Annotated in this window: 21 protein-coding genes; 15 read left to right on the top strand and 6 right to left on the bottom strand. The window is 45.1% G+C overall.

What is annotated here, in order from left to right; translation table 11 throughout:
* The 6 genes from UQW94_RS01790 (at position 1) to UQW94_RS01815 (ending at position 10,361) form a co-directional block, all read left to right on the top strand.
* The gene (locus tag UQW94_RS01790; protein ID WP_315957173.1) at positions 1 to 3,777 is read left to right on the top strand and encodes a DUF4132 domain-containing protein; all 3,777 of its coding nucleotides are present in this window, start codon (positions 1 to 3) and stop codon (positions 3,775 to 3,777) included.
* Between the two features lie 73 nt (positions 3,778 to 3,850).
* The gene (locus UQW94_RS01795; RefSeq protein ID WP_322141942.1) at positions 3,851 to 4,945 is read left to right on the top strand and encodes an AAA family ATPase; all 1,095 of its coding nucleotides are present in this window, start codon (positions 3,851 to 3,853) and stop codon (positions 4,943 to 4,945) included.
* Positions 4,932 to 7,325: a DUF5682 family protein gene (locus UQW94_RS01800; protein ID WP_225473090.1), complete on the top strand. Its 2,394-nt coding sequence runs from the start codon at positions 4,932 to 4,934 to the stop codon at positions 7,323 to 7,325. The genes UQW94_RS01795 and UQW94_RS01800 overlap by 14 nt, the downstream gene beginning before the upstream one ends.
* The gene (locus tag UQW94_RS01805; RefSeq protein WP_225473091.1) at positions 7,318 to 8,418 is read left to right on the top strand and encodes a VWA domain-containing protein; all 1,101 of its coding nucleotides are present in this window, start codon (positions 7,318 to 7,320) and stop codon (positions 8,416 to 8,418) included. Before UQW94_RS01800 ends, UQW94_RS01805 begins: the two co-directional genes overlap by 8 nt.
* On the top strand, positions 8,418 to 10,076 hold the full coding sequence (locus UQW94_RS01810) for a hypothetical protein (RefSeq protein ID WP_322141943.1): 1,659 nt from the start codon (positions 8,418 to 8,420) through the stop codon (positions 10,074 to 10,076). Before UQW94_RS01805 ends, UQW94_RS01810 begins: the two co-directional genes overlap by 1 nt.
* Entirely contained in the window at positions 10,077 to 10,361 is a 285-nt protein-coding gene (locus tag UQW94_RS01815; RefSeq protein WP_213899875.1) for a hypothetical protein, read from the top strand.
* A 91-nt stretch (positions 10,362 to 10,452) separates the two neighbouring features.
* Here UQW94_RS01815 and UQW94_RS23485 read toward each other — a convergent pair whose 3' ends face one another.
* From UQW94_RS23485 to UQW94_RS01825, 4 genes are all read right to left on the bottom strand, one after another.
* The gene (locus UQW94_RS23485; protein ID WP_390902713.1) at positions 10,453 to 10,605 is read right to left on the bottom strand and encodes a DDE-type integrase/transposase/recombinase; all 153 of its coding nucleotides are present in this window, start codon (positions 10,603 to 10,605) and stop codon (positions 10,453 to 10,455) included.
* A gap of 58 nt (positions 10,606 to 10,663) precedes the next feature.
* On the bottom strand, positions 10,664 to 10,816 hold the full coding sequence (locus UQW94_RS23490) for an IS3 family transposase (RefSeq protein WP_225473093.1): 153 nt from the start codon (positions 10,814 to 10,816) through the stop codon (positions 10,664 to 10,666).
* A 121-nt stretch (positions 10,817 to 10,937) separates the two neighbouring features.
* Positions 10,938 to 11,231 carry a transposase gene (locus UQW94_RS01820; protein WP_225473094.1) on the bottom strand — a complete coding sequence of 98 codons (294 nt, stop codon included), beginning with the start codon at positions 11,229 to 11,231 and terminating at the stop codon, positions 10,938 to 10,940.
* A 230-nt stretch (positions 11,232 to 11,461) separates the two neighbouring features.
* Positions 11,462 to 12,262: a PhzF family phenazine biosynthesis protein gene (locus UQW94_RS01825; protein ID WP_031781164.1), complete on the bottom strand. Its 801-nt coding sequence runs from the start codon at positions 12,260 to 12,262 to the stop codon at positions 11,462 to 11,464.
* 148 nt (positions 12,263 to 12,410) lie between these two features.
* Between UQW94_RS01825 and UQW94_RS01830 the strand changes: the two genes are divergently transcribed.
* On the top strand, positions 12,411 to 12,860 hold the full coding sequence (locus UQW94_RS01830) for a YkgB family protein (RefSeq protein WP_031781163.1): 450 nt from the start codon (positions 12,411 to 12,413) through the stop codon (positions 12,858 to 12,860).
* A 198-nt stretch (positions 12,861 to 13,058) separates the two neighbouring features.
* Here the strand turns inward: UQW94_RS01830 and UQW94_RS01835 are convergent, their stop codons facing one another.
* Together UQW94_RS01835 and UQW94_RS01840 are read right to left on the bottom strand one after the other, a co-directional pair.
* Positions 13,059 to 13,535, bottom strand: a complete 477-nt coding sequence (locus UQW94_RS01835) for a DM13 domain-containing protein (protein WP_005376099.1) — start codon at positions 13,533 to 13,535, stop codon at positions 13,059 to 13,061.
* Between the two features lie 195 nt (positions 13,536 to 13,730).
* Positions 13,731 to 16,055, bottom strand: coding sequence for an FdhF/YdeP family oxidoreductase (locus UQW94_RS01840; protein ID WP_322141944.1), 2,325 nt, complete (start codon positions 16,053 to 16,055; stop codon positions 13,731 to 13,733).
* A gap of 666 nt (positions 16,056 to 16,721) precedes the next feature.
* On the opposite strand from UQW94_RS01840, the gene UQW94_RS01845 reads away from it, so the two are divergent.
* The 8 genes from UQW94_RS01845 to UQW94_RS01880 all read left to right on the top strand — a co-directional run bounded on the left by UQW94_RS01845 (position 16,722) and on the right by UQW94_RS01880 (position 26,844).
* Positions 16,722 to 17,606: a LysR family transcriptional regulator gene (locus tag UQW94_RS01845; protein ID WP_005376096.1), complete on the top strand. Its 885-nt coding sequence runs from the start codon at positions 16,722 to 16,724 to the stop codon at positions 17,604 to 17,606.
* A 53-nt stretch (positions 17,607 to 17,659) separates the two neighbouring features.
* Positions 17,660 to 18,490 carry a formate dehydrogenase accessory sulfurtransferase FdhD gene (gene fdhD, locus UQW94_RS01850; protein ID WP_064369243.1) on the top strand — a complete coding sequence of 277 codons (831 nt, stop codon included), beginning with the start codon at positions 17,660 to 17,662 and terminating at the stop codon, positions 18,488 to 18,490.
* 406 nt (positions 18,491 to 18,896) lie between these two features.
* Positions 18,897 to 20,291 (top strand): hexose-6-phosphate:phosphate antiporter, encoded by a 1,395-nt coding sequence (gene uhpT, locus UQW94_RS01855; RefSeq protein WP_021707729.1) that lies wholly within the window; start codon positions 18,897 to 18,899, stop codon positions 20,289 to 20,291.
* A gap of 138 nt (positions 20,292 to 20,429) precedes the next feature.
* Complete coding sequence (gene uhpA / locus UQW94_RS01860; protein ID WP_005388005.1) at positions 20,430 to 21,038, top strand: transcriptional regulator UhpA; 609 nt, start codon at positions 20,430 to 20,432, stop codon at positions 21,036 to 21,038.
* Positions 21,038 to 22,540 (top strand): signal transduction histidine-protein kinase/phosphatase UhpB, encoded by a 1,503-nt coding sequence (uhpB, locus tag UQW94_RS01865; RefSeq protein WP_322141945.1) that lies wholly within the window; start codon positions 21,038 to 21,040, stop codon positions 22,538 to 22,540. The genes uhpA and uhpB overlap by 1 nt, the downstream gene beginning before the upstream one ends.
* 6 nt (positions 22,541 to 22,546) lie before the next feature.
* The gene (locus UQW94_RS01870) at positions 22,547 to 23,887 is read left to right on the top strand and encodes an MFS transporter (protein ID WP_005376086.1); all 1,341 of its coding nucleotides are present in this window, start codon (positions 22,547 to 22,549) and stop codon (positions 23,885 to 23,887) included.
* 124 nt (positions 23,888 to 24,011) lie between these two features.
* A complete protein-coding gene (gene manA, locus UQW94_RS01875; protein ID WP_322141946.1) occupies positions 24,012 to 25,229 on the top strand; it encodes a mannose-6-phosphate isomerase, class I in 1,218 nt (405 codons plus the stop codon).
* A 352-nt stretch (positions 25,230 to 25,581) separates the two neighbouring features.
* The gene (locus UQW94_RS01880; RefSeq protein ID WP_322141947.1) at positions 25,582 to 26,844 is read left to right on the top strand and encodes a hydroxymethylglutaryl-CoA reductase; all 1,263 of its coding nucleotides are present in this window, start codon (positions 25,582 to 25,584) and stop codon (positions 26,842 to 26,844) included.
* The last annotated feature ends 104 nt before the right edge of the window (positions 26,845 to 26,948 follow it).

Consider the following 26,948-nt stretch of genomic DNA (forward strand, 5'->3'; position numbering starts at 1 on the left):
ATGATAACTGAATCAGAACTAAATATTGCTAAAAAAATTGTTGAAGACAACGACTCTTTTTATGAAATAAAAGATGAATTGCGTGAGCACTTTGAAGATGGCGACCAATATAAGAATATACTGTGGGAACTGCACAAAAAGCAGATCCTCAATCTCGCGACTGAGATAAACTCATGGTATACACTCAGTGGGGCTTCTAATGGCTATACCATTGCTGATTGTATTGATTTATTTACTCAAGCCAGTAAAGAACCTGAAAACATCAATCGTTGGAATCAATATGGTAAAATGACCGACTACTCGGTGTCTTTGATAAAGAAGGCTCAAGGTGATGTTCAACCATTAATTGATGCGCTGCCTTCATTCTTAGAATCCATTTCTTTATCTCTCTACTTTGAATTTTTAAAAAATAAACAGATCAATGTCGATCAAACCCCTGCTTGCTTACTAACAAAAATTGCCGAGGACGTTGTTGATGATAGAGAGCAAAGCACACTAGAGGAGATGTTTGCATGCTGGCCACACCAAGACGTGTGTGACGCCATCAACATCGCTGCAACGCAAGCAAGATATATATATTCTCTGGATTTCTTAGCATTCACGTGTCACAGCATCACTCCAGAACAACTGTGCATAATTGCTGAGAATCATCGTGTCGATTATGATGACATTGCACCTTACTTCGACCAACACAGTGACGCAATTTGTCAAATAGCCTTAGCTTACCCTGTGCCACAAAATTATGATGGCCATTCACGAGCAATGGCGTTATTTCCTTGGCTTGCATTACATTTAAAAAAGCAAAATCAACAGATTGACGACGCTCGTGCGGATTACCTTGTTGAGCATTTAAGTGCTTACGACCTAAGAACAAACAGTGCTGTGTTGTCGGCATTATCAGACCAACACATGGAAAAATTCATACTTAAGCATCTGCATAAAGTAGAGCTTCTTAACCTTTTCTGTAATGAGAATGTGGCCACTCGCATGGTTCAACGTATTGTCGATTGGGGACGCTCAGAGCTTCGCATTGATAAGAAAGAGGAAAAAGGGCTGGCTGTTATTGGTACAGGTTTTCCACATGTGTTGATTTCTGCACTCCAAACCAAAAAAATCCCGCAGCGCTTTTTCCTTGTCAACGCCTTGAGTGTCTCGACGGATCCTGCTGCGATCCCTACCTTAATTGACTATCTTGATGATACCATTGAGAGCGTACGACAAGCGGCAACAAAAGGATTGCTTAAACAAGGTTCCACAGCAAGTGATGCATTATTGAATGCCTTATCTTCTCGTAAAAAAAATGTGCGCTTTCACGCGTGTGAAGCATTGCTTTCATTGGTGTCAGATCCAAGCCTGACCGACATCATCGTGAGCACAACGACGCCATTGTTCAAAAAAGAAAAAGTCGCTGAGATAAAATCATTGCTTGCCACTCTATCCGGACAAGAAAATGAGGTGAGTGTTGATACAAATCCAGCGAATACGGTGAAACAATTATTACAAGCCGTGTCTAATGATGATCATAAAACCGTTAAGCAAGCCATTAAATCCATCAAAGCCAATGCAAACTGTCGTGATCCTGAGTGTGGCTGTGACACCTCTGAAAATTGGGTGAAAAACTTCGATTCTTATGTCGAACAAATCGCCAATAACTTGCTGAGCCAACATGGTGAGCGTGCTTTAGTGGTGACACTGAGTGCCATAATTCATCACGTTTGTCCACACTATTATCAGCTAGCATTATTTAAAAAACTCATGGAACACCATGATAATAATGAGCAAAATGCACTGCTTTGCCTGACTTTTTGGGTTCAAGATATCGAGGCTGATGGCGGTTATACAGAAACCAATAAACACGCATTTCAGTTTTTCCTAGAGTATTACCAAGAGAATGCCATTAAGGCCGCGGAGATTATCTTATCCACAATGGATTCTCTGGCGATGGATCTGCTATGGTCACTCTATTTACCACTGCAATCCGCCAATACGTTAACCGTATTTAAAGCGTTCAGTCCCAATGCCTCAGCACGATCAATGGCATTAGCGCTTCAATGGTCGCCAAATGAGACGTACCCTATCATTATTGACCTATTGGCGCATAAAAAACTCGCGACTCGAAAGCAAGTGGCTGAAGCCTTATCTCAAGCCCCTATTCCAGAGGCGCTTCCGGCATTAAATAAAGCCCGAGTAAAAGAGAAAAACCATACATTAAGCCTATTGATGAACAACATCGCCATTACGATCACGCTAGCTCAGAGCGAGCTTGAAACGCAATTAGATGCCGATGCACCACTTTCAACGGATACCCTTACCCAGCTTGAAGCACTATTAAGTGAATTTGCTGGCGCACTACCAAAAGGCATCGAGCTTGAGAATTTACCATCACTTCATTGGACAACAGGTAACCCGTTACCACCAAAAGTCATGCAATGGGTGATCTCTAAATTATCAGAAGAGAGCGCGAAACAGCACTCAAGTTTATTGGTTAAGGTGATCGCACACTGTGATAACGCAGGCTTCAAACCGTTATGGGACGCCCTCTATCAACAAGCGGATGATAAATCGCGTCGCTTAGGATGGGTATTGTTCTCTGCGGCTTTACTGGGTGATGACACCTTGATGCAAGCCTACGGCAAAGATCTCGATGATGAATCACGCAACGGGGCGTCTGCCAGTGCCTTCTATAAAGTTGAAGTCTTAGCTTACCAAAGCTCTACCGTGGCACTCACTTGGCTGGATCACTGGTCACGCAAAGCCCGTAGCCAAGGATTGAAAGAGCGCTGCATTAAAGCCCTGAATCAACTGGCAAAAGAAAGAGGCATTTCTCGCGATGAGATTTCAGATCTTGTGTCTGCGGATCTCGGCTTTGACCAACAAGGAAACGCGGCTTTCCCATTTGGGGAGCGTACGCTAACGTTAACACTCTGCGATGAAGGTTCACTGATCACCAGCTTAGATGGCAAAGTGCTAAAATCGGCACCAGCGACACGTAAAGACGATGATGCTGAGCTGTTAAAAGTACGCCGCGCAGAGCTGACTCAATTCCGTAAACACATCAAACAAGTGTACCGTAATGCGGTTGATCGTTTAGAGCAAGCGATGATCACCGGTCGTCTTTTCTCACCAAGCTTATTTAATCAAACATGGGGTCACAACCCACTACTCAGTTACATTGCACGTCGTGTGGTTTGGTCAATTCAGCACCAAGATAAGATCACGCTTGCTCGTCTAGACGAAAGCAACCAGTTTGTGGATATTGATGATGAAAACATTACGATAGACAACGAGAGCCTGTTCTCTGTCGTCCACCCATTAACGCTGGAAGAAGCAACGTGCATCGAGTGGAATAATCTATTGGATGATTATGAGATTGTGCCGCCTTTTGCTCAATTGTCACGCCCAACCTTTACGTTAGCCGAAGACGATCACGCGTATAAAACGATCACTCGCTATAAAAAAGAAAAATTCGGCACATCACGTATGCGCAGCTCGTTGGAAAAACGTGGATGGCGAACCGGTGAGCCTTTGGATGGCGGCTCGGTGCAATGGTTCGAAAAATACTTTGTTCAAGCCAACATCAGCGCCCTGATTTATATGGAAGAAGGCTTTTGTATGGGATCGTACGATTATGACGAGAATCAAACCATCCCACACGTTAAGTTTTTCACGGGTGATTATCATTATTATTCGGATCGCAACAATCACTTACTGGAGCTGGGTAACGTCTCCCCAATGGTCTACAGTGAAGTAATTAATGATATTGAATCAATAAAATAACCCTACATTAAACACGTTAATACATGCCATCAACTCCCTATTGGTGGCATGACTCACATGAAATGGATTAACCATGTTTGCAGTACAACGATTACCCGCAGAGCAACTGTACAAAGAACAATTAACAGCACTACAAGATGCGGATACATCATCAAAGCCCACTCATTGGCAACTCAGTCCTAAAGCGGTACGCACCTTCATTCTTGGTAGCGACACGCCAATTTCAGGGCAAATCATCACACGTAAAATTTACGGTAACGATGCGGTGGTAGAGCGCGCCATCGTCACGCTGCTTGGTCAACAAGGCTTAATGCTTGTTGGTGAGCCTGGCACCGCAAAATCGTTACTGTCTGAACTGCTGAGCGCCGCTATCTGTGGTAACAGTACCTATACCGTTCAAGGCAGTGCTGGGTTATTTGAAGAAAACATTCGCTACAGTTGGAACTACGCTACCCTGCTAAAATCAGGCCCAACCATGGATGCCATGGTACCCGGCCCACTCTTTAATGCCATGAAACAAGGGGCCATCATGCGTTTTGAAGAGTTAACGCGCTGCCCAACAGAAGTGCAAGATAACCTGATCCCTATCTTATCGGATCGCATTTTGCACATTCCAGAGATTCAATCTGAGACCAACTACCTATTATCTCAGCCTGGATTCACCATCATTGCATCTACAAATTTAAACGACCGAGGCGTTAATCAAATGTCTTCTGCTCTCAAGCGTCGTTTTAATTTTGAAGTATTGAAACCCTTAGCTCAACGCCAGCAACGCATTGAATTAGTCATGACGCAAGTGAATGATCGACTCAAACATGAAAAAGTCGATTTACGTTTAGAGAATGACACCATTGATGTATTAGTCACGGTATTTGATGAATTGAAATCAGGCCAAGTGGCAGGAGTGAGCATCCCAACGCCTTCGACGTTACTCTCCATACCTGAAAGCATCAACTTAGCCTTTCATGCCGCCATGCAGTGCCACTACTTTGGGGATAATCACGTTACTCCTGTGCATTTGGCTCAATTTTTAATGGGCACCGTCATTAAAGACAATCAAAAAGATCATGAATCATTAAGCGATTACATCCGGGTGATCACTCGTCAGCGTGCGAATGACCCACAATGGGCCCTATTCTTAGATGGATGCAAACATGCAGGGATCTGATCTTCTTTCTCTTGCGGCTCAATTCCATCACGATAATAACCTCATTTGGGCTCCCATTCGTCATCACAGTCCAACATGCAGTTGGTACTTGTTGCAATTGATCAAACAAGCCAAACCTGATGTGATTCTCATTGAAACACCACATGATGCACAATCCTTGCTGCCCTACATGCAAGCCGATGAATGCCAAGCGCCAGTGGCGATTTATCTACACAAACAAGCACGCTTAACGAATGAGACCCAGAGTGACCCTTATGCTCAACGCGGGTTTATCCCATTTGCAGAGATGTCACCTGAATGGAACGCTCTAAAAGTCGCAAAGAAAAAGAACATTCCTTGCCAATTTATTGATTTGCCTTACGGTTATTGGAATGAGAGTAACGAGGAAGAGGAAAACGAAGAAGGAAATAACCCGTTAATTTACGCTTCCAGTGAAAAAAAGCATTTTCAACACCGTTACCTTGACGCGTTACTTCAACGCTCTGGGTGCGAACATTTTGATCAGTGGTGGGATCGCCATTTTGAAGCCAATGTGACCTTGTCACCTTCTGAGTTTTTTACACGCATGCACCTATTTGGACTGCAAATGCGGGAGGGGCGTGTCGAGACGGATCGTCACACTCAATACCGTGAACAGTACATGGCAAGCCACATTGCGCCTCATATCCAAGAGGGAAAACGCGTATTGGTGGTCTGTGGTGCGTTTCACTGCATGGGGATCTCGCACTATTTACAACAAGGCACCTCCGATTTTTTACCTCAAATAAAAGTGGAAACGTCTTATCAATACCTGATCCCTTATCCTTTATCACGATTAAGTCATCCCCAGTACGGCGCGCATTTATCGCAAAGTGGCTATTATGCGCATTGGTGGAAAAAACTAAAATCAAGCACGAAGAAAGAACGAGCAACACTAGCCACCCGCCTGCACACGGAACTGGCGACAGAGCTCATGTCATTCTTACAGCAAAAAGAGCACCCTGTTGCCATGCCGCAATTGGTCGATTTGGTGGTGGCCGCCGAGCATTTAGCTCAACTGCGCCAAGTGCCAGTCGGACGCAGTGAGTTTTGTGAGGCCGCGTGCTTAATCTTAGAAAAAGATCCGAGCTTAAGCGATCACATATCGCGTTTTTCATTATGGCTTGATGCTTTTTTTGTTGATTCACAATACGGAAAGGTGCCGAATACGCTGCCTTCTTCGCCGATCATCATTGACTTTCACCGTCAATGTGATGCTTTTGCATTACCAAAAACACTCAGTGATCTCACTATTACTAAAGAGCTGGCTATTTATCGAAGTCCCAAACACCTTGCGCTTTCTCAGTGTTTACATCGTTTGGCTTTTTTATCGATTCCTTACGCCACTCAGATCGCAGGCCCGAATTTTGTCACTCAAACGGATCTTTATCGCGTACGAGAAAAGTGGCTGATTCAATACGAACTTACTACAGAAACCACATTAATTGAGCTTGGCTACCAAGGCAGCACCATTGTAGAAGCGATCAACTATAAAATACAACAACACCTCGCTGATGAATACCTAAACAGCGAAAATCTTGTGGCGTTGCTATTGCGTTCTTTGCAGATGGGGCTGGAAAAATGGCTTACCCCATTCTTACATCGCCTCTCTGAGCAGGTGGATAAAGAAAGTGATCTGCATATTCTTAATCAAACACTGACGCTGTTATTTCGCTCTCAATGGAACAGTTCGCTGTTTGTGCAAGACACGAAAAACGAGATAGAACGCTTGATTTACCGTTGTTATGTTCGTCTTTGCACTCGGCTGCCTCGTGCCATTAATGGGCATTCCAGCACCGCTGAGGCAACCTTGCTTTCTGATCTTGGAAAGCTGATTAATCGAATGCCACAATTATGTCCGGCCTATTTTTTATTGGATGCGATTCATTCGCTGTCTGACATTGCCGTCCCTTTTGAGATACAAGGGGTATTTGCAGGATTGGCCTTATCGATTGCTCCCTCTTCAAACGAAGAAGATGAACAACAAAACGTGATATTAATGATGAGAAGTGCCGCCAGCCAATGCCATCTCACTCCGGATTCTCTGGGGGATTTCTGTTATGGGTTGGGCTTAGTCGACACGCAAATATACCAATATTATGATGCGATCCAACCGGCGTTAGATCAGATCATTTCTGAGTTTGATGAACACGATTTTCTGCACACGCTTCCCGCTTTGCGTCGCGCCTTTATGCTCATGACCCCTAATCAAATCGAAGAGTTTGGGCACTTATGTCACCAAGAGAGCGATACTTTATGGCTCAATTTAACGATACCAAGTCATGATACTTTACTTCAAGCGAATCAACTTCAACACCTAGCTGAAGAGTGGCTATCATTATGGGGGATCTCTCATGACTAATGAGCAAAATCGACGTTGGCGGTTAATCTTAGGCCAACGCTATTCACACACCCTTAATCAAGAAGACGCATTAAAAGATCAGTGTCTGGATCAACTGTATTCACAGGAATATAAAGACCGATTTACCGTGTCGTCTAAAGGTGGCATCAACAGCGGTTTACCTAGCCCAATAACATGGCTCTCAAGCGTAAAAAAAGCCTTTCCTAAATCCACCGTAGAGATTTTACAACAACACGGTTTAGCGCGCTATGGCTTAACATCGCTGCTACTCGATGAAGATACCCTCAAGCAACAAACGGCCGATTTGGATTTATTGCAACTGCTGTTATCGTTTCGCGAACAAATCCCAGCCTCTCTTCATTCTGAGCTAGAACGCATTATTCAAACCGTATGCAAAGAGTTAGAAGAGGTACTCGTACAACAAATTCGCAGTGTTTTTTCTCATCACAGAATACCGATGAGCCACGCACAACCGATGCCGTTATCCTATACGCATTGGCATCACACCATTAAACGAAATTTAAAGCACTACCAAATTGACACAGAGACGTTTATTTTAGAACGCCCTTTCTTTTATCAAACCCAACAAAATAAAGTGCCGTGGGACATTCATTTGGTGGTTGACCAAAGTGGTTCGATGTTAAATTCCTTGATCCATGCCGCTGTGGTAGCCACCATTTTTTGTCGATTGCCTATGCTCAATGTCAAACTTTATTTATTTGATACACGGGTTGTCGATGTCACCGATCATGCAGGGGATCCTCTGGCCATCTTGTTGAATTCTCAATTAGGTGGTGGGACAAACATCGGTTTAGCCATGCAATACACGCATGAACGCATCACGGATCCGGCTCGTAGCATGGTGGTATTGATCAGTGATTTCTATGAAGGTGGCTCACCCGCTTCGCTGTATCACTATACTGAAAAAATGCACCGCGATGGCGTAACCCTGCTTGGATTAACGGCATTAGATACGGCGGGCATTCCACAGTACGACAATCAAATCACCAACCAACTGTTACATAAGGGGATGGAGATAGCATCAATGACGCCCGAACATTTAAGTCAATGGGTTGCTGAGGTAATCAAATAATGACATTGCTACACTGGTCGCAACAATTAAGCGATGATTTCTTAGTTAACTGGACAAATCGCGGTTTATTACGTCGCGCCACCAAACAAAGCCAAGATATGGATATCAGTGAGTGGGACATCACCCCCTCTCACCTAAATGGCGTCATTGATCAACACCAATTAACGCTCAGTGAAAAGAGCATTGATGCCTTAACTTGCTCGTGTGGTGCCATCAATACCTGCTTTCATAAAGTGGCGTTTTTTATTGCATTACGTCAATGTGAAAGTCAAACTACTCCTGAAACCACCACAGAGGTCGCCTCCTCTTTGGCGCCTTTTTCCCTTAACGATTGGTTTATACAGCACTGTGATGACCTCGCCCCTATTATGGGAAAGAGCACCGTCACCAGGGCCATTCAGCACTGGCGAAAAGGGATTACCCTTGATGTAGAAATCCATGATGAACACGCCATCGTTCAATGTCATTTCGCAAGCAGCAAATCCTTTCGTCTCTATTTCCCACGAGCGTCGCAATGGGAACTTGCCACCTGCTCATGCAAACAACACCCTTGCGTACACCAAGCGGCGGCACTGATTGCACTTTCCATACAAGGCAATACCTTAGCCATGGATGAGGCGATCTTCATTGAACAAATCAGCGATAAGCAACGCGCTCAATTACAGCAATTAGAACAATGGTTAGAAGAGACGCTCTCAGTGGGCGTGCAAAACATCGTTCCTGCACAACTGGCACAAGCGCATACTTTGGTACTTGAGTTAAACCAAGTGGATTTACCCTCTCTGTCAGCCCAACTCAATAGTGTATTGAATACGATTGAGTATTTAGTCGCTAACTATATTGATGTTGACTACGCCACCGTCATACCGCAGATCACGGCATTAAGCTTGCAACTTCATGCTTTACAACAAACGCCACTGCCTTGTCCACTGTATCTCTTAGCGGGTGAACACAAGCGCCGTTATCATCCAGTGAGTTATCACAACCTAATGGGGATAAGTGTGGAGTTTTGGCGTACCGATAAAGGCGCTCAAGGGTATCGTTTTTATCTTTATGATCATGTTCAGCACCAATGGACTACCATCACCGATGGTCGAAAAGCACAGCGAAATCAAGGCTGGAATAGTCAATTGGCGTTTGCGCATACTCAGTGCGATCTCAAAGCTCTGCCTTCATTGGCACTGATGTCGTTTTCGGCGCAATCAAAAATAACGCATCACAATGAGTTATCCATAAAAGATACTAAAATCACATCGTCTCCTACCGATATTGAATGGGAAACCTTGTTTGATCACCCAGAACTTCAGGTTCGTGCCCAATGGCAGCGTATGCAAACCCGTCGTTTATCAAACCGTTTTGCATCCAATACGGATCAATTAGGTTGGCTATGCTGCGAACAAGCATACCAGACGCAACACATGCCATATTGTCACTATCAAGAAGCGGAGATCGTTACCACATGCGATACAAGGGTGAATGTTCGTATCCCAAAAAATATAGACTTATCTATGAGTAATGAGCATCAGCAACTGCTCTTTGGTCGCTGGAACTGCAATGCAAAACAGAGTTATTTTGAGGTATTGGCGATGTTTACCAAAACCCCACTCTCTGATGAAAAATTCGGCTTAGTGCAAATAAAAACAAAGGACAAAAACTAAATGGAACGAAATCAACTCTCTGATTTTTTACTGAAATGGCAACAGTTATCTCACGCGATTCTACAGCAAGGGGCTCATAACTTACGCCCAAAAACCAAACAGCAACTTGAAGCGTGGCGACAGCAAGCGGCATTACTTGGTTTTCATCCACTTAATGATTATTGCTATGAATTATTACATCCTACACAGGCTGAGAGAGCACCAGCAAACGCCTTCCGCCACCTTCTGCATTACATGGAAGGGATAAATCGTACGGCGATTAGTTTATACATGCCTAATAATTGAGCATGAGCACAATTATCTTATCTTTATATATCTATGTCGCAGTTTTGGGTTGGCGACTCATGCTTTCAGTTCCAATATGCCATCGTGATCGCTAATAAAACAAGATCCTCCGTATTCTTGGTGACATAGACCAACCGACAACTTGCCGAGCGTAAAAATCCATTACAACCACCAAGAACAAAAATCCTTCGTGCGTGTGGATATAAATGATATCGCTCACCCACCACTGATTTGGCGCTAACACTTAAAACTCTCTATTGAGGCCATTATTAAAGACCGGAGTAATCCACTTTTGGACGCTTCTAACCTCGTAAAACTTTGAGGTTAGCGTTCTGCTTTAATCTCAGAACTCGATTTCTCCCACAGGCTATTTTCTCATCCTTTAAATCCAAGTGAAGATTGCGGTATCCATGTAAACCACCACCCTCAAGCCAAAGCTGTTTGATTTTGAGCAACAGCTTTTTTCTTCAATATACTGCTTACTTTGTGGCTCTTTCAGCCATGTGTAATAACCACTAGGGTGTAGCCCTAAGCAGCGACACATCGCTCGGATGGGGTAGTGATGACTGCGAGATTTTATGAACGCGTATCGTTCTTTGACTCGTTGGCAAACAACCTTGCGGCTTCCTTTAAAATATACCTTTCTTGCTCGGCTCGCTTGAGTTGCTTCTTCAAGCGCGCAATTTCAGTGAGAAGATCGCCATCTTGTTTACACTGAGTCGGTGGCTTAGAGAACTTTGATACCCAGTTATAAAGCGTCTTACTGGATATCACCAAGCGAGCAGCAACGTCGTTAACGGCATAGCCATGCTGAATCACTTGGTTGACCGCTTCAATTTTAAATTCTTCTGGATATCTTTTGCTGCTCATAAGCACCTCTCTTTTAGTCATTTTGCCTAACTAAAAGGTGTCTATCAAGTCGGTGGCTATTCACATACCACCTAGAAGGCCGATAGTTTTCATATAACTCTCCAATCGTTATACACCACCGTGCCAGGGGTGTTTTTAAAAAAAATCAGCCACTTAAATAAGCAGCATTCAAGCGTCTTCACTATTGAGTATTGGGTAACACGAAAATAAAATCATTCCCACAAGGACCGCTACGCGATTCTCATATATCCTCGCAATATCGTTACTGCATTTCCAGAAAGCTTAACGTGCTCAGTGCTTAACAACTCTGTATGGACGACCCCACTTCTCTTGGAGGCTTGGAAGCCTTTCAGTTGCTTTTTGTTGAGCTCTTTAGCCCAGTAAACACATAAAGCGCAATGTGCAGAGCCTGTAACTGGGTCCTCATTAACACCTACCCAAGGCGCGAAGTATCGAGAGACAAAATCGGCGTCAGTGCTTGATTGAGCAGTGATGACGACGCCACGGCCTTTTTGTTTAAGCAGCGCACCAAAATCAGGGTCGAGCTGTTCAAGCACAAATTCATCATTAATGACGACCAACTGCTTATTATCAAACTGACCGTAGGCGACTACATTGGCGGCATCTAGCCCCAAACCATGAAGTAAGTCTTTGTTAATACTAGCTCGCATATCTAAAGTTGGAGCAGGAAACACCAAATGAATTTCTTCATGATCGAGTTGTGCAGTTAAAACCCCAGATAGCGTAACGAACTCAATCGTATCTCCAGTATTATATAACCCCTGCTCTTTCAGAACGTGCGCCGTTGCAAGTGTGCCGTGTCCACACAAAGCAACTTCCGTCCTCGGTGTAAACCAACGAAGTTGCATTGTACTGAGTGACAGAAATGCCGTTTCAGATAACGACATCTCGGCCGCGATGGCCAACATCGTTTCCTCATCAAGGCTTGACTCTGTGATACAAACACCCGCGGGATTACCTTTGAAAACCTCTGATGTAAACGAGTCAACCTGAAAAATTTTAACTTCCACGAAATATCCTTAAGTTCTATCAAACACGTAATTCTGTATCACGTGATTTTTAATATCTGTTGTTTGAGCGAAAAAAAACCTATGAAATTTTCTACCAACCTTATAGGTCTTGTTGGAAGCGCTAACAAACAGGAGAATGTAGTTAATTATGCAAAACGTAAAAAGCCATCATCAATGTGACTCAATTGGATATTTTATCGGAGTTTTCGGCGTTTCTTTAGTTCTAATATGGATTGGTATTTATAAATTCACACCTACAGAGGCCAAGCTTATACAACCGCTCGTTGAAAATCATTTTCTGATGAGTTGGTTGTATGATGTGATGTCAGTTCAAGCCGTATCAAACATCATTGGCGCAACAGAAATCATTGTCGCTATTGGATTAATCGTTGGCCTTAAAAATACACGAGTCGCTTATTTTTCTGGCATAGCCGCCGCAATTATTTTTCTTGCGACACTCAGCTTTCTAATTACGACACCGAATACATGGAAAGTATCTGATGGGGTTTTGGTGACAAACTTCTTTTTAGTAAAAGATATTCTATTTTTAGCCATTGCGATTAGCGTCATCGAACGAAACAAGCCAAACAGAGAATAACTCTAAATAGTTCGAAATCTTGTTTTTCCAGAACGTAGCCTGAAAGGTGCAAACGACTTACAAGTCGAATGGTTCTGTCAATAACTCTAAACAAAGACTCTTAAATTTAGAATGTTTAAGCGTCTTTGCCTTCTAATGATGCGAAACAACATCCTAGCGTAAAGTGAAAAGAAAAGCCTTTTACTCTACTGCTAAGGTTTATTGATACTTTGCCGAAGTAATGAACTCACCGAATGTCTCGCACCATACAACAACCGTATTGTATTCAGAAATTGAAGTGCTTTGAGGAACCTCAACAACGAAGTTATCGAACGTTTTTACATCACCAATTAAGCTCATTTCAGATTTAAGGTCATTAAACTCTTGTTCCGTTTCGACAAACTTAGGAGATAGATAGAGTTTATAGTCTGGTCCGGGAGCGAGTTTTCCTACCAACGTAATGACTTCAGAACTCAAGTGAATTTCTCCCTCTCCCCAATGAAAAGCGTCGCTACCTTTGAGTTCCCTCTTAAACACTGCGCTGTATTCTGCGCCTTGCTTGCTCTTAGCAACTTGTTCATCGGTCGGCGCAGGTGGTGCAATAAGGATCGGTAAAGTATAGATACCTATCGCAATGCCAATAGAAACTGCCACTAAGTGACTGATTGTTAATTTAATTATATTTTTCAAGGTCATAAGCATCTTCTTATTAGTTTTACTACTTGAAATTAGATTCAAATCGGCCTTATCTGTCTATTATCGAGCAGCATAATGTCATCAACATTATACACAAGCTATGCGCACTAAATGCAGACTGAACGCAATTAAAAGCGGCTGATAATTAATATCAGCCGTTTGCTTATCGGAAATGTCGTTGTGCCGGTTTAGTCACTATTCCGCTTCCACCAAAGCGATTTTATCGGATATCGATTTTTCCAATTTTATCGCAATAAACTTAGAGGTTGGCGTAAACGTTCTATCCCCATAACTGTCCAAAGGAACTAATGGGTTTGTTTCTGGATAGTAAGCCGCCGCCTGACCTGCTGGTACATCATAGGCAACAAGCGTAAATCCGCTCACACGGCGCTCAACGCCATCTTCCCACAATGACATCATGTCCACTTTGTCTCCCGGTTCAAAACCGAGTTTACGAATATCCGCTTCATTGATAAACAGCACTTCGCGCATACCAAATACTCCACGATAACGGTCATTCAAGCCGTAAAGTGTCGTATTGTATTGGTCGTGTGAGCGCATGGTTTGCAAGATCAAATCTGGCTTTTGGCCTTTTTCGAGTATCGCTTCGCTGATCAACTGCTTCGGCAACTCGCTAGAGCTGAACTGTGCTTTGCCGCTTGGTGTATTCCATCGACGCTCGGCAGCTGGGTTTACCAAGTGGAATCCACCCGGTTGTTTAAGCTTATGGTTAAAGTCGGTAAAACCCGAAATCGTGTCGGCAATCAAATCGCGAATACGGTCGTAATCTTCAATCGCCCACAACCAATCAATTGGTTTTGCCCCGAGTGTAGCATTGGCAATACCGGCAATAATCGCTGGTTCTGAACGCAAATGCTCCGAACGCGGTTTTAGCTGACCAAATGAGATATGTACCATGCTGAAGGTATCTTCAACCGTCACGCCTTGTGGGCCAGTCGCTTGCTGATCAATCTCAGTACGGCCTAAGCACGGAAGAATAAGCGCATCTTTACCTGTGACAAGGTGAGAACGATTTAACTTCGTCGAAATGTGTACGGTTAAATTACAGTTTCGCATCGCGTTGTGCGTACGTTCTGTGTCTGGCGTTGCTTGTGCAAAGTTGCCGCCCAAACCGATAAATACTTTCGCTTGCCCTTCTTCCATCGCTTTAATGGCTTGCACAGTGTTGTGGCCTTCACCGCGCGGGACGGCAAAGTTAAATCGACTTTCAATGCGATCCAACAACAGCTCTGAAGGTTTTTCATCAATGCCCATCGTACGGTCGCCCTGAACGTTACTGTGACCACGCACTGGTGAAAGACCCGCGCCCGGCTTACCAACGTTACCTCGTAACATTTGCACGTTTGCGACTTCTTTAATGGTTGGTACAGAGTGACGATGCTGAGTCAACCCCATCGCCCAACACATGATCACACGTTCTGCACGTCGATACATGCTCGCCACCATCTCGATTTCACTTAAATCAAGACCCGATTGTTCCGCGATGTGTTCCCAAGAGGTTGCGTCCACTTCAGCCAAATACTCATCAATACCTATCGTGTGTTGCTTGATGAACTCACGGTCAAATACCGCTTTGCCACCGTTTTGCAATGCCTCGCGTTCCCATTGCAACAAGAATTTCGCGATGCCACGAAACACTGCCATGTCTCCACCTAAAGCAGGACGCAGGTACGCCGTGTTGGTAGGCTCTGAGCCGTTACTCAACATCTCAATCGGCATTTGTGGGTTTTGGAAACGCTCTAATCCGCGCTCTTTCAGCGGGTTTAGACAGATAACCTGTGCACCACGTTTTACCGCTTCGCGCAGAGGTTCAAGCATTCGTGGGTGATTCGTGCCCGGGTTTTGACCAATCACAAAAATCGCGTCGGCTTCTTCAAAATCATCAAAGATCACTGTGCCTTTACCAACGCCAATGGTGTCTTTCATCCCTATTGCACTGGCTTCGTGACACATGTTGGAACAATCTGGGAAGTTGTTGGTACCGAATGCGCGCACAAATAGCTGATACAAAAACGCCGCTTCGTTGCTTGCACGACCAGAGGTATAAAACTCAGCTTGGTGTGGCGAATCCAATTGATTGAGATGTTTCGCGACAAGTGCAAAAGCCTCATCCCAAGAGACTGGCACGTAGTGATCGGATTCAGCATCGTATCGCATTGGGTGCGTGATACGGCCTTGGTATTCCAACCAGTAATCGGTTTGAGTTGAGAGAGAAGAAGCGCTGTGATTGGCAAAAAACTCAGGATCAACCAGACGATTGGTCGCCTCCCAGTTTACCGCTTTCGCGCCATTCTCACAGAAATTGACTTTACCACTATCTGGCGACTCACCCCATGCACATCCCGGGCAGTCGAAACCGCCATTTTGGTTGGTTTTGAGCATAGTGCGAATGTTTTTAACTGCATTTTCACTGCCCCACCAACTTCTGGTTACGGCTTTCAGTGCACCCCAACCACCAGCTGGACCTTTGTATGCTTTTATTTGTTCTTTTTGGCTCACGACTTTACTCCTCGCAGATATACCAGCAAGCAGGGTGCCCGTGAAAACAAGCGCGTTATTTATTGAGATAATGCGGAAGTATTGAAGGGCTTAGTTTCTAATCCATGTATTTTTTAATCCAAATAAGTAACCACTCAACATGCTCTCGCTTGTCCGAGCGTTTACTTATCTAGATTCTTGATATCGGATACCCGCCTACTGTTTCTATGACTGGTAGATTCAATTCGCATTGTTGCGTCTTGATCTAAATCAAAGATTAAGTCGATATTCAATATGCGTCCAATTGATAATCCTGACCGAGTGATAAACAAAATCTATGACGAATTTTTCCACTGACGGTTATCACATTTTTAATCAATACAATTTATGAGGTTAATCGTTTTCCCATTCGATTCCACCTAGTTCGATTAACGAACTCAATAAAATCGGCACTCTTGATAATAGATAATATCTATCACACTATAGATACTTTAAATTTGACCCTAATTAATATCAGGAATAGCCTTGATTCAGATCAATTTTGAGTGTGGTTTTATTCTTGACTTGGTTTTGGTTTTCCATTCCCTAGTTAAAACGCTCCAGCGCTTAAAAAGTACGGTAGTGCTGTGCCCTTTTTAGGGAGTTCCCCCGTACATGTGACTCACAACGCAAGGTTAACAAGCCATTATGGATATCAAACAACTTAAATATCTCATCGCACTTGAACAGACCAAACACTTTGGTCAAGCCGCCGCATTGTGCCACATTACGCAGCCTACCTTGTCCATGAGGATCCGAAGCTTAGAGGAAGAACTCGATCTCGAATTAATCCAAAGAAGTCAACGATTTGAAGGGTTTACTGAAGCAGGAGAACGCATTTTAGCTTGGGCAAAAACCGTCTTAGCAGCTCATGATGGATTGCAAGCTGAAGCCGCCAACTGCCGTGGTCAGTTGGTCGGCTCTCTTCGGCTTGGAATGGTGCCACTCGCCAGCCAAAACCCGATGCAATTGCTCAAACCATTAGCTCACCAGTTCCCTGAGTTACGCTTTCAAATACTCTCCATGACGACCGAACAGATCATAGACCAACTCAATCGCAATCAACTAGATTTGGGGATGTGTTATGTCGATCAAGTTAACACCGCTTACTTCGATGTTATCGAGCTCGACTCGACCAAACTTGGCGTTTTATTCGATGAGCGTCATTTTGATTTTGCCGAATCTGAAGTGTTGTGGGAGTCACTCAATAACATTCCGCTAGGGCTGCTTTCGAAGGGTATGCACTATCGCCACTCAATTGATCTTAGCTTTGTGAGTAAAGGGCTAGTTCCGCAAACCGTCATTGAAAGTAACTCCACCTTTCACTTGATCCAAGCAGTAACCAGTGGCCTTTGTTGCGCCATTATGCCGCTGAACTGTGGATTAGAAGAGTTGAACGATACGCTTCGCATTATCCCTATCGAAGAAGCCGCCGTTCACGCCCCGCTAGGTTTGTTAAAGCGAAAACAAGAACCCTTCTCCGCACTAACCGATCAGTGCTTCGCAGAAGCAAAAAACATATTCAATCGATAACAACAACCCACACGTCAATGTTTGGCATACATAACGGCTTATGAGGTGATTTCATGAGATGTACTACTCAATCTTATTTTGAACTGTCCGATTTCAATCAAGCACCACCTCAACCAAGTGCGTTCAATTACCGAGAATTGATTGATGGCCGCCCAGTGCAACAAATGTCGCTGGCGAGTGAGTCAGCTTTAGCTATCAGCTATAACGGCATTAGCCAAGCGGTCATGATGGTGACGCCAGGCCATCTGGAAGACTTTGTGAAAGGGTTTAGCCTAAGCACAGGCATCGTCCACGACTTCAAAGAGATCAAAGACATTGAAGTTGGTGGAGATCACGAATCTCACTATGCGGAAGTGGAAATCAGCAACCGCGCTTTCTGGGCGTTAAAAACACAACGCCGGAATCTTGCCGGCACAACTGGATGCGGCATTTGTGGTGTCGAGGCTCTGGAACAAGCTTTGCCTGATTTAGCACCGCTAACACCGTCTCTTCCTCCGCGCTCCGATGTATTCGAAGGGCTGCGAGACAAAGTCGCACTGCATCAAGAAGCCGCACGTGAATCTGGCGCGCTACACGCCGCTTTATTTTCAGATTTACAAGGCAACATCAAGTTGTGCCGAGAGGACATCGGCCGTCACAACGCGCTAGATAAGTTGATTGGCGCATTGGCCAACAATCACATCGAACCTAAAAGTGGCTTCGCAATCATGACAAGCCGTTGCAGCTTAGAGTTGATCCACAAAGCCGTTCGCGCGCGTATCCCCACTCTGGTTTGCTTATCTGCACCGACAGCGTTAACTGTCGAATGGGCAAGAAGAAACCATTTGAACCTAATTCACTTACCAAAACACGGCTCGCCGCGTCTATACAGCCCTGCGCCTTAACACGTCAACCTAGCCGAATTCCTAATATTTCTAACGGAGACCTCTGGGTCTCTGTTGTTTGCTTCTCGTTCCCAATTGATACTTAGCGACAAGCCACTATTCTCTCCAATCAAACGTGCTCACCCCTTGTCAGCACTAAGCTTGCGTATATTAACCTGCTTGCATTTGAACGCTTTCCAATCCGATAAGAACCCTGTCAAAAACCCATAAATTAGTAAGGATTTTGTGTGACTCTTTTCACGCTTTTCCGCCTTCCTAGGTATTTCTAGGAATTTTTCCTAGCCGATCTAGGCAACCATCTCATGTGCCTCACAAAACCACTCTCTAGAATTCCGCTCAGTCAAAGGTAACAAGAGCGCATAACGGTCTCCGTTGTGTTTCTAAAACAATTACAAGAGAGTTCATCATGTTAAAATTCCTCGAACAGGTGCGGAAGCCGACACTCGATCTTCCTGTCGAAGTTAGAAGAAAGATGTGGTTTAAACCGTTCATCCAATCTTACTTGGTCGTATTCATCGGCTACCTAACCATGTACTTGATTCGTAAGAACTTCAATGTCGCGCAAAACGACATGATCTCTACTTACGGTTTGAGCATGACAGACCTAGGTCTTATTGGCCTTGGCTTCTCCATCACATACGGCATCGGTAAAACCGTTGTGTCTTACTACGCTGACGGTAAGAACACCAAGCAATTCCTCCCTTTTATGCTGATCCTTTCTGGTCTTGCAATGCTTGGTTTCAGCTTCAGCATGGGCGGCGGTAGTGCAAGCCTGTTCTTGATGGTGGCTTTCTACGCTCTAAGTGGTTTCTTCCAAAGTACTGGTGGCCCTTCTAGTTACTCAACCATTACAAAATGGACACCTCGTAACAAGCGCGGCTCTTACCTAGGCTTGTGGAACATGTCACACAACGTTGGTGGTGCGGGCGCAGCGGGTGTTGCTCTTTTCGGTGCCAACTACCTATTCGACGGCCACGTAATCGGCATGTTCGTGTTCCCTTCTATCATCGCGATCATCGTTGGTTTTATCGGTATGCGCTTTGGTAGCGACTCTCCAGAAGCTTACGGTCTAGGTAAAGTAGAAGAACTTTTCGATGAAGCAGTGAGTGAAGAAGACACCGCCGCTGAAGAAAACCAGATGACCAAAAAAGAAATCTTTGTTGAATACGTTCTTAAAAACAAAGTTATCTGGCTACTTTGCTTTGCCAACATCTTCCTTTACATCGTTCGTATCGGTATCGACCAATGGTCAACGGTATACGCGTACCAAGAACTTGGTCTGTCAAAAGAAACGGCAATCTCTGGTTTTACTCTATTCGAAGTCGGTGCGCTTGTGGGTACTTTGATGTGGGGTTACTTATCTGACTTAGCAAACGGTCGCCGCGCATTGGTTGCTTGTGTGTCTCTTGGTTTGATCATCGTATCGCTTGAGTTCTACCAACACGCCACTAGCGAGTTCATGTACTTAGCCTCTCTATTTGTATTGGGCTTCTTGGTGTTTGGTCCGCAACTTCTTATCGGTGTTGCCGCGGTTGGTTTTGTCCCTAAAAAAGCAATCAGTGTGGCTGACGGCGTAAAAGGTACATTCGCTTACCTAATCGGTGACAGCTTCGCGAAACTTGGTCTCGGTATGATTGCAGACGGTACACCTATCTTCGGCTTAACAGGTTGGAAAGGTACCTTCGCAGCCCTAGATACCTCCGCCATGATTTGTATTGTTTTGCTTGCTTTCGTCGCTATCGCGGAAGAGAAGAAGATTCGACACGCGAAGAAGCTTCAACTTGCACAAAACCAAGCCTAACTTCTCTGCGCGCTTTACTTCGGTAAAGCGCGCAAGATCATTAAAAAGCAAGGTTCAATTCAGTATCATTAAAGATTTTTCTATTGGCTCCTGTTGGAGCTTATTGTTGTTAGTCGTCTGCTCTATTTGGTTGTAATAATGATTCATGTTGCTCTAGTTGATGATCACGTCATCGTGCGTTCTGGTTTCGCACAATTATTAAATTTAGAAAGTGATATTACCGTTGTTGGTGAATTTGGTTCTGTCGCAGAAGCGCGCAAAGGGTTGCCTGCGGTACACCCTCATGTCGTCATCCTAGATATCTCCATGCCAGATGAGAGCGGCTTAAACTTTCTCAGCGAAATACCAACTGGCATTGCCTGCGTGATGCTTAGCGTGCATGACTCCCCTGCGATGGTGGAAAAATCACTAAAGCTAGGTGCAAAAGGCTATCTTAGTAAACGCTGTAGCCCAGACGAACTTATTCAAGCCGTGAGAACCAGTGCGTCTGGCGGCTGTTACCTCACATCAGATATTGCACTTAAACTTGCAACGCCTAGCGACAACACCACCTCTCTATGCCAACTGACAAAACGTGAAAACGAGGTATGTCAACTACTTGCCAATGGGTTGGATGTGAAGTCTGTCGCGGCTGAGCTTGGCTTGAGCCACAAGACTGTGCATGTTCATCGTGCTAATGCCATCGACAAACTCGGCGTGAAAAACAACGTTGAGCTCGCCAAACTATTTTCTCAAGAGTCCTTTTAATGCGAGCTTATGCTGTTACCACCATTTGGGGACTTTTTGTTATGGCCTGCGCCTGGTTCTGTTTGTGGGTGATCGCCTACTACTTTGTCAATGATCCCGAGCTGGCGATCTTATTGTTTCCTTTCGCTTTACGATTAGGTGTCGCCCTTCACACTCGCACCGCTTATTGGCCGACGATTTACCTTTCGGAGTGGGGACTTTCCATCGCACTTGCGATGTTACTGGGTCAACCGCAGTGGCTTACCGTGCTGATTGCGAGCATTGCCAGTATCCCGGTCACTCTGATTGCGAAAAAATACTACTACGGAGACCAAAACCGCCATTTAGCCGTGATGGGCATTGTGATCATCATTACCGCCTTCATCAACTTAATGGCGGTCGGATTTCACGTGCCTTCTGTTTACATGGTATGGCTGGCTAGCATTTCTGGAGGCTTGCTCGTGGTGCCTATGTGCTACCTGTTGTGGAGCTATTTGTTCCAAAGTCGTTGGTCTCCGCTTAGCTCTCTCCTACTTAGTAATGCCGTTGTATTTCAGGTACGTCATATCGTGCTTTATGCGCTGCTTTTGATCGGCAGTATTTTGGTGCAAACCAGCTTGCCTGAAGAGCTAAAACGATTTGCGCCATTTTGTATGGCGATTCCAATCATCGTGCTTGCTCTGCGTTACGGCTGGCAAGGTGCTCTGCTCGCCACCATGCTCAACAGCATAGCGCTGATTGCGGCTCGTAGCGGCGTATCGAATCTAGAAATCACCGATTTGTTATTATCTCTCTCGGCGCAAACCATTACTGGCATTATGCTCGGTTTAGGGGTTCAGAAACAAAAAGACCTCAATCACAAACTGCGCGGTGAACTTGCGCGCAATCAGAATTTGTCTCGCCAGCTTATCAAAGCTGAAGAGTCCGTAAGACGCGATATTGCGCGCGAACTGCATGACGAAATAGGACAGAACATCACGGCAATCCGCACACAAGCCAACATCATTAAACGAGTGAACAACGCAGAAACACGCGTTGGTTGCGCGGACATGATCGAAGGGCTTTCCCTCAACGTGTACGACACCACTAAGCGACTGTTAAGCAAGCTAAGACCAAAAATGCTGGATGATTTGGACTTAAAAGAATCCGTCGAGCAACTGACGCGAGAGATGGAATTCGCCAATCACGGAACAACTGTTCAACTGAACTGGCAAGGCGATTACACCAGCCTGAGTGACACACTCAAAGTAACCCTATTCCGTTTATGCCAAGAGTCATTAAATAACGCTGCCAAGTACGCAGAAGCGCAGTTGATCAATATTGAACTGACAATTGGAGAAGCTGCGGTGTCACTGATGATTCACGATGATGGTGTCGGATTCAAAGTTCAGGACAGCATGAAAGGCATGGGCGTTCGCGGCATGCAAGAACGTGTGCACGCGTTAGGTGGAAAAATGGTTATCTACTCCACCAGCGATCAAGTGATCGGCACACAAATCAGCATTACTTTACCTAAGGTGTAACTCAAGATGTTTGGATTTTTACGTTCACCTAAATTTACTCAACCGAGCCTGAGCAACGAGCAAATCGACCAGCGTTACCACCATTGGCGTTTGCACATTATGTTGGGGATGTACATCGGCTACGCAGGTTTCTACTTTACCCGTAAGACCTTTAACTACGCCGCACCAGCGATGATTACCGATCTTGGCTTAGATAAAGGTGATTTGGGTCTTATCGGTACGCTTTTCTACATTACTTACGGCTGTTCGAAGTTTATTTCTGGCACGATTTCGGATCGCTCTAATCCTCGTTATTTCATGGGATTAGGATTGATTGCGACAGGTCTGGTCAATATCGCGTTCGGTTTTTCTAGCTCACTCGCGGCTTTCATTACTCTGTGGATCTTAAACGCCTGGTTCCAAGGCTGGGGCTGGCCTTCATGCTCCAAGCTGTTAACCACTTGGTATTCACGCTCCGAGCGTGGCTTCTTATGGGCCATTTGGAACACCGCACACAACGTTGGTGGCGCGCTGATCCCTATTTTAGTGGGCTATTTAACGTTGCACTACAGCTGGCGTGAAGGTTTTATTCTACCCGGCATCATCGGGGTATTACTCGGTCTATTCGTTTGTTGGCGATTGCGCGACAAACCCACAACAATGGGTTTACCAAGTGTCGGCCAATGGCGCAACGACGCACTAGAACTTGCGCAGGAAAATTACGGACGTGGCCTCACCTACCGAGAAATTCTAAAATCGTACGTATTTAACAACAAATACATCTGGCTGCTCGCGTTCAGTTATGTGTTGGTTTACATCGTCCGAACCGCAATCAATGACTGGGGAAACCTGTACTTGACCGAGCAGCATCACTATAGCCTGATTAACGCCAACGCTGCTCTGTCGATGTTTGAAATCGGAGGTTTTGTTGGTTCATTGGTTGCGGGTTGGGGCTCAGACAAACTCTTTGGCGGTAACCGTGGGCCAATGAACTTGCTGTTCGCGATTGGGATTTTTTTATCTGTCTCTGCGCTTTGGCTGATGCCCCTGACCAACTTTGCGTTCCAAGCCGCGGGATTGTTCTCCATCGGCTTCTTTGTCTTTGGGCCACAAATGCTGATCGGTATGGCGGCGGCGGAGTGCTCTCACAAAGATTCTGCCGGCGCGGCAACAGGATTCGTGGGCTTATTCGCCTACATGGGCGCAGCATTGTCTGGTTATCCACTGGCGTTAATTCTTGAAGAATATCATTGGACGGGTTTCTTCATCACCATTTCAGTTTGTGCAGCCGTCATTGGCCTTTTGTTGCTGCCATTTTTGCAAGCGCAACCATCACGAAAACCACTCGAACCAAAACCTCGGTTGTAAATCGACTTATCGCCCTTCGGGCAAATTGGCGAGTGACCTAACCGCGCTCGCCCTCCTTATTTAACGTATCTCTGCTCAATTTTTCTTCCGATTCAGTTCGGAGGGTTAACTATGGGAAAAATTCATGAATTTGAACACTATTTCATCGCATAGCTTCTTTCAAATGAACAACAAAATCCAAAACTACGCTTGGGGAAGCACCTCTTCTATTCACGATTTGTTTGGCTTTTCTAACGAAACGAATGAGCCTCAAGCAGAAGTATGGATGGGTACTCACCCAAACGGCTGCTCTGAAGTTCAGGTTGAGCAAAACACGCTGCCTTTGTCTGAACTGATCAAACAAAACCAACCCGCTTACTTATCAGCAGAAACCGCAGCGAAATTTGGCGACCTGCCCTTTCTGTTTAAGATCTTAGCGGCCGAACATGCACTGTCGATTCAAGTTCACCCAAGCAAACAAGATGCCGAAATAGGCTTCGAAAAAGAACAAAGTGCCGGGATCCCACTAAACGCAAGCCATCGTAACTACAAGGATCCAAACCATAAACCTGAGTTGGTGTACGCGCTGACAAGTTACCAAGCCATGAACGGTTTTCGTTCGTATGACGATATTATTGAGGCATTTAGCCTTTGCGATATCGATGAGCTACGCGCGCCTCTTGACACATTCAAACGCGAAATCAACTCACAAGGTTTACGAGATTTCTTTGTGCACATTCTGACCATGGAAGGCGAAACAAAAGAGCGAGCACTGAAACAGCTTCTTGCCTGCGCCTCACGTCAATCAGAGCATGGCACTGACAGCGACGTTTTCCAACTCATCTTGGATCTATCCACTCAATACCCCGGCGATGTCGGCTTGTTTGCACCATTGCTGTTGAATGTCATCACGCTGCAACCTGGCGAAGCGATGTTCCTGAGCGCAAGAACGCCACACGCTTACATTAAAGGTACGGGATTAGAGATCATGGCGAACTCAGATAACGTTTTGCGTGCAGGACTCACGCCGAAACACATGGATGTTGAAGAACTGGCTAAATGCACAGACTTTGTGCCTAAGCCGTTTAACAGCCTTGTTCTAGATCCTAATGCCAATGGTTGCCAAAGCCTTTATCCGGTCCCAGTGGCAGACTTTAGTTTCAGCATTCTTAACCAGCCGAACAATGAAGTGGTTGATGCCAATAGCGCAGAGATTTTGATGGCGATTGATGCCGACCTGACACTCATCAGTGATAACGGTGAGACGTTAACTGCCTCGAAAGGACAATCTGTATTTGTTCCTGCTTACGTTGGTCATTACCGTATTCAAAGTGCGGGACGTGTGGCTCGCGCCTTCAACTAGTTTTTGAACAACCGATTCAAACTAACGTCTGGCCCAAGGGACTGGGTTAGACAATTTATTCCTTTCATAGATTGAACCATTCCGCTTTTAAGGCACTCATGCTTACACCTTGCCGAATCCAAACACCTACAGGCCAGTTTCTCTAAAAGCCATAACCTCCCGGATCTGCCATTTACTGCAACATTCATTGTCAAAACCCATTTATGTCCGGTAAATTCGTCGCTCCAATATCAAATCACTTGGATAATAAAGGCGCTTGCATAGTGGTATTTGTTGCAAAACGTATAATCAACGTTGTAATCAAAGCCTCAATCACTACAATCTCTGGTTCGATTTTTCAGTTAACGTTTGTATGCCGAAGTTAAAACAAGATAACCCTGTTCAAAGCTCCGCCCTTTCCGATATCGAAACCAGCAGTAAGATTCAATCGGCATTAGAACCGAAGTTTCACAAGCCAGAGAAACGTCTCTGCTTAAGCCCTGGCCTATCGGATAAGCATTTGGCGCGCCGTTGGCAAGTATTGGAACACGTGACCAATAAAGATCATCTCCTTGATCCTTTCACGCAGTCACATTGCGATGCTTACTCCAACAACATCGAGCACTTCATTGGTACTGTTAATGTGCCGGTCGGCATTGCAGGCCCTTTGCGCGTCAACGGCTTGTATGCGAACGATGACTTTTTGGTTCCGCTCGCAACGACAGAAGCCGCGTTAGTCGCTTCCTACAACCGTGGCGCAAATCTTATCACCGCCGCTGGTGGCGCGAGCGCATTGTTGCTGAGTGAAGGGGTGAGCCGAACGCCAGTGTTCGCCTTTAATAACCTTGCCGACGCTGGCCAGTTCGTCAGTTGGGTTGTGACCCAGTTTGACGTATTTCGTCAAATTGCGGAATCCACCACCTCACATGGCAAACTCAAAGACATCAATGTAAATATCGAAGGAAACCATGTTTATTTGGTCTTTGAATACGTGACTGGTGACGCTTCCGGACAAAACATGGTGACCATCGCAACAAACGAAGTGTTCCATCATATTTTGGCGACCAGCCCAATCAAACCAACTCAAGCATTCTTGGATGGCAACTTATCAGGCGACAAAAAACCAAACGCACACACACTGCGCTCGGTACGCGGTAAGAAAGTATCCGCCGAAGTGACCATTCCTGCTGAGTTGGTGGAAAAATATCTGCATACGACGCCGGAGTCTATGGTTCAATTTGGCAAAATGACCACAGTGGGCGGTTTACTCAGCGGGACAATTGGCGTCAACGCGCATTACGCAAACGCGCTTGCCGCGCTGTACATTGCTTGTGGTCAAGATGCCGCTTGCGTTGCAGAGTCTGCCATTGGAATCACTCGTATGGATGTGGACGCTCAAGGCAACTTGTACGCGTGCGTGACCTTGCCAAACATCATGGTGGGAACGGTTGGTGGTGGTACTGGCCTTCCAACGCAAAAAGCATGTTTGGATATTTTGGGTTTGCACGGCAACGGCAATGCGAAAGCGTTAGCCGAAGTCGCAGCTGCGCTTTGTCTGGCTGGCGAACTCTCGATCGTGGGCGCATTTTGTGCCGATCACTTTTCTCGTGCTCACCATAAGCTTGCCCGAAAATAACCTTTGTTGCTTTGTACAAGAGAACATCCGTGTGGTTTTCTCTTGTGCAAACCAATGGACTTTATTTATTGGCTCAATAATTTCTTGAAACTAACTTAAGCCTT

It is taken from the genome of Vibrio sp. PBL-C16 (genome assembly GCF_034321865.1).
Classification (GTDB): Bacteria; Pseudomonadota; Gammaproteobacteria; order Enterobacterales; family Vibrionaceae; genus Vibrio; species Vibrio alginolyticus.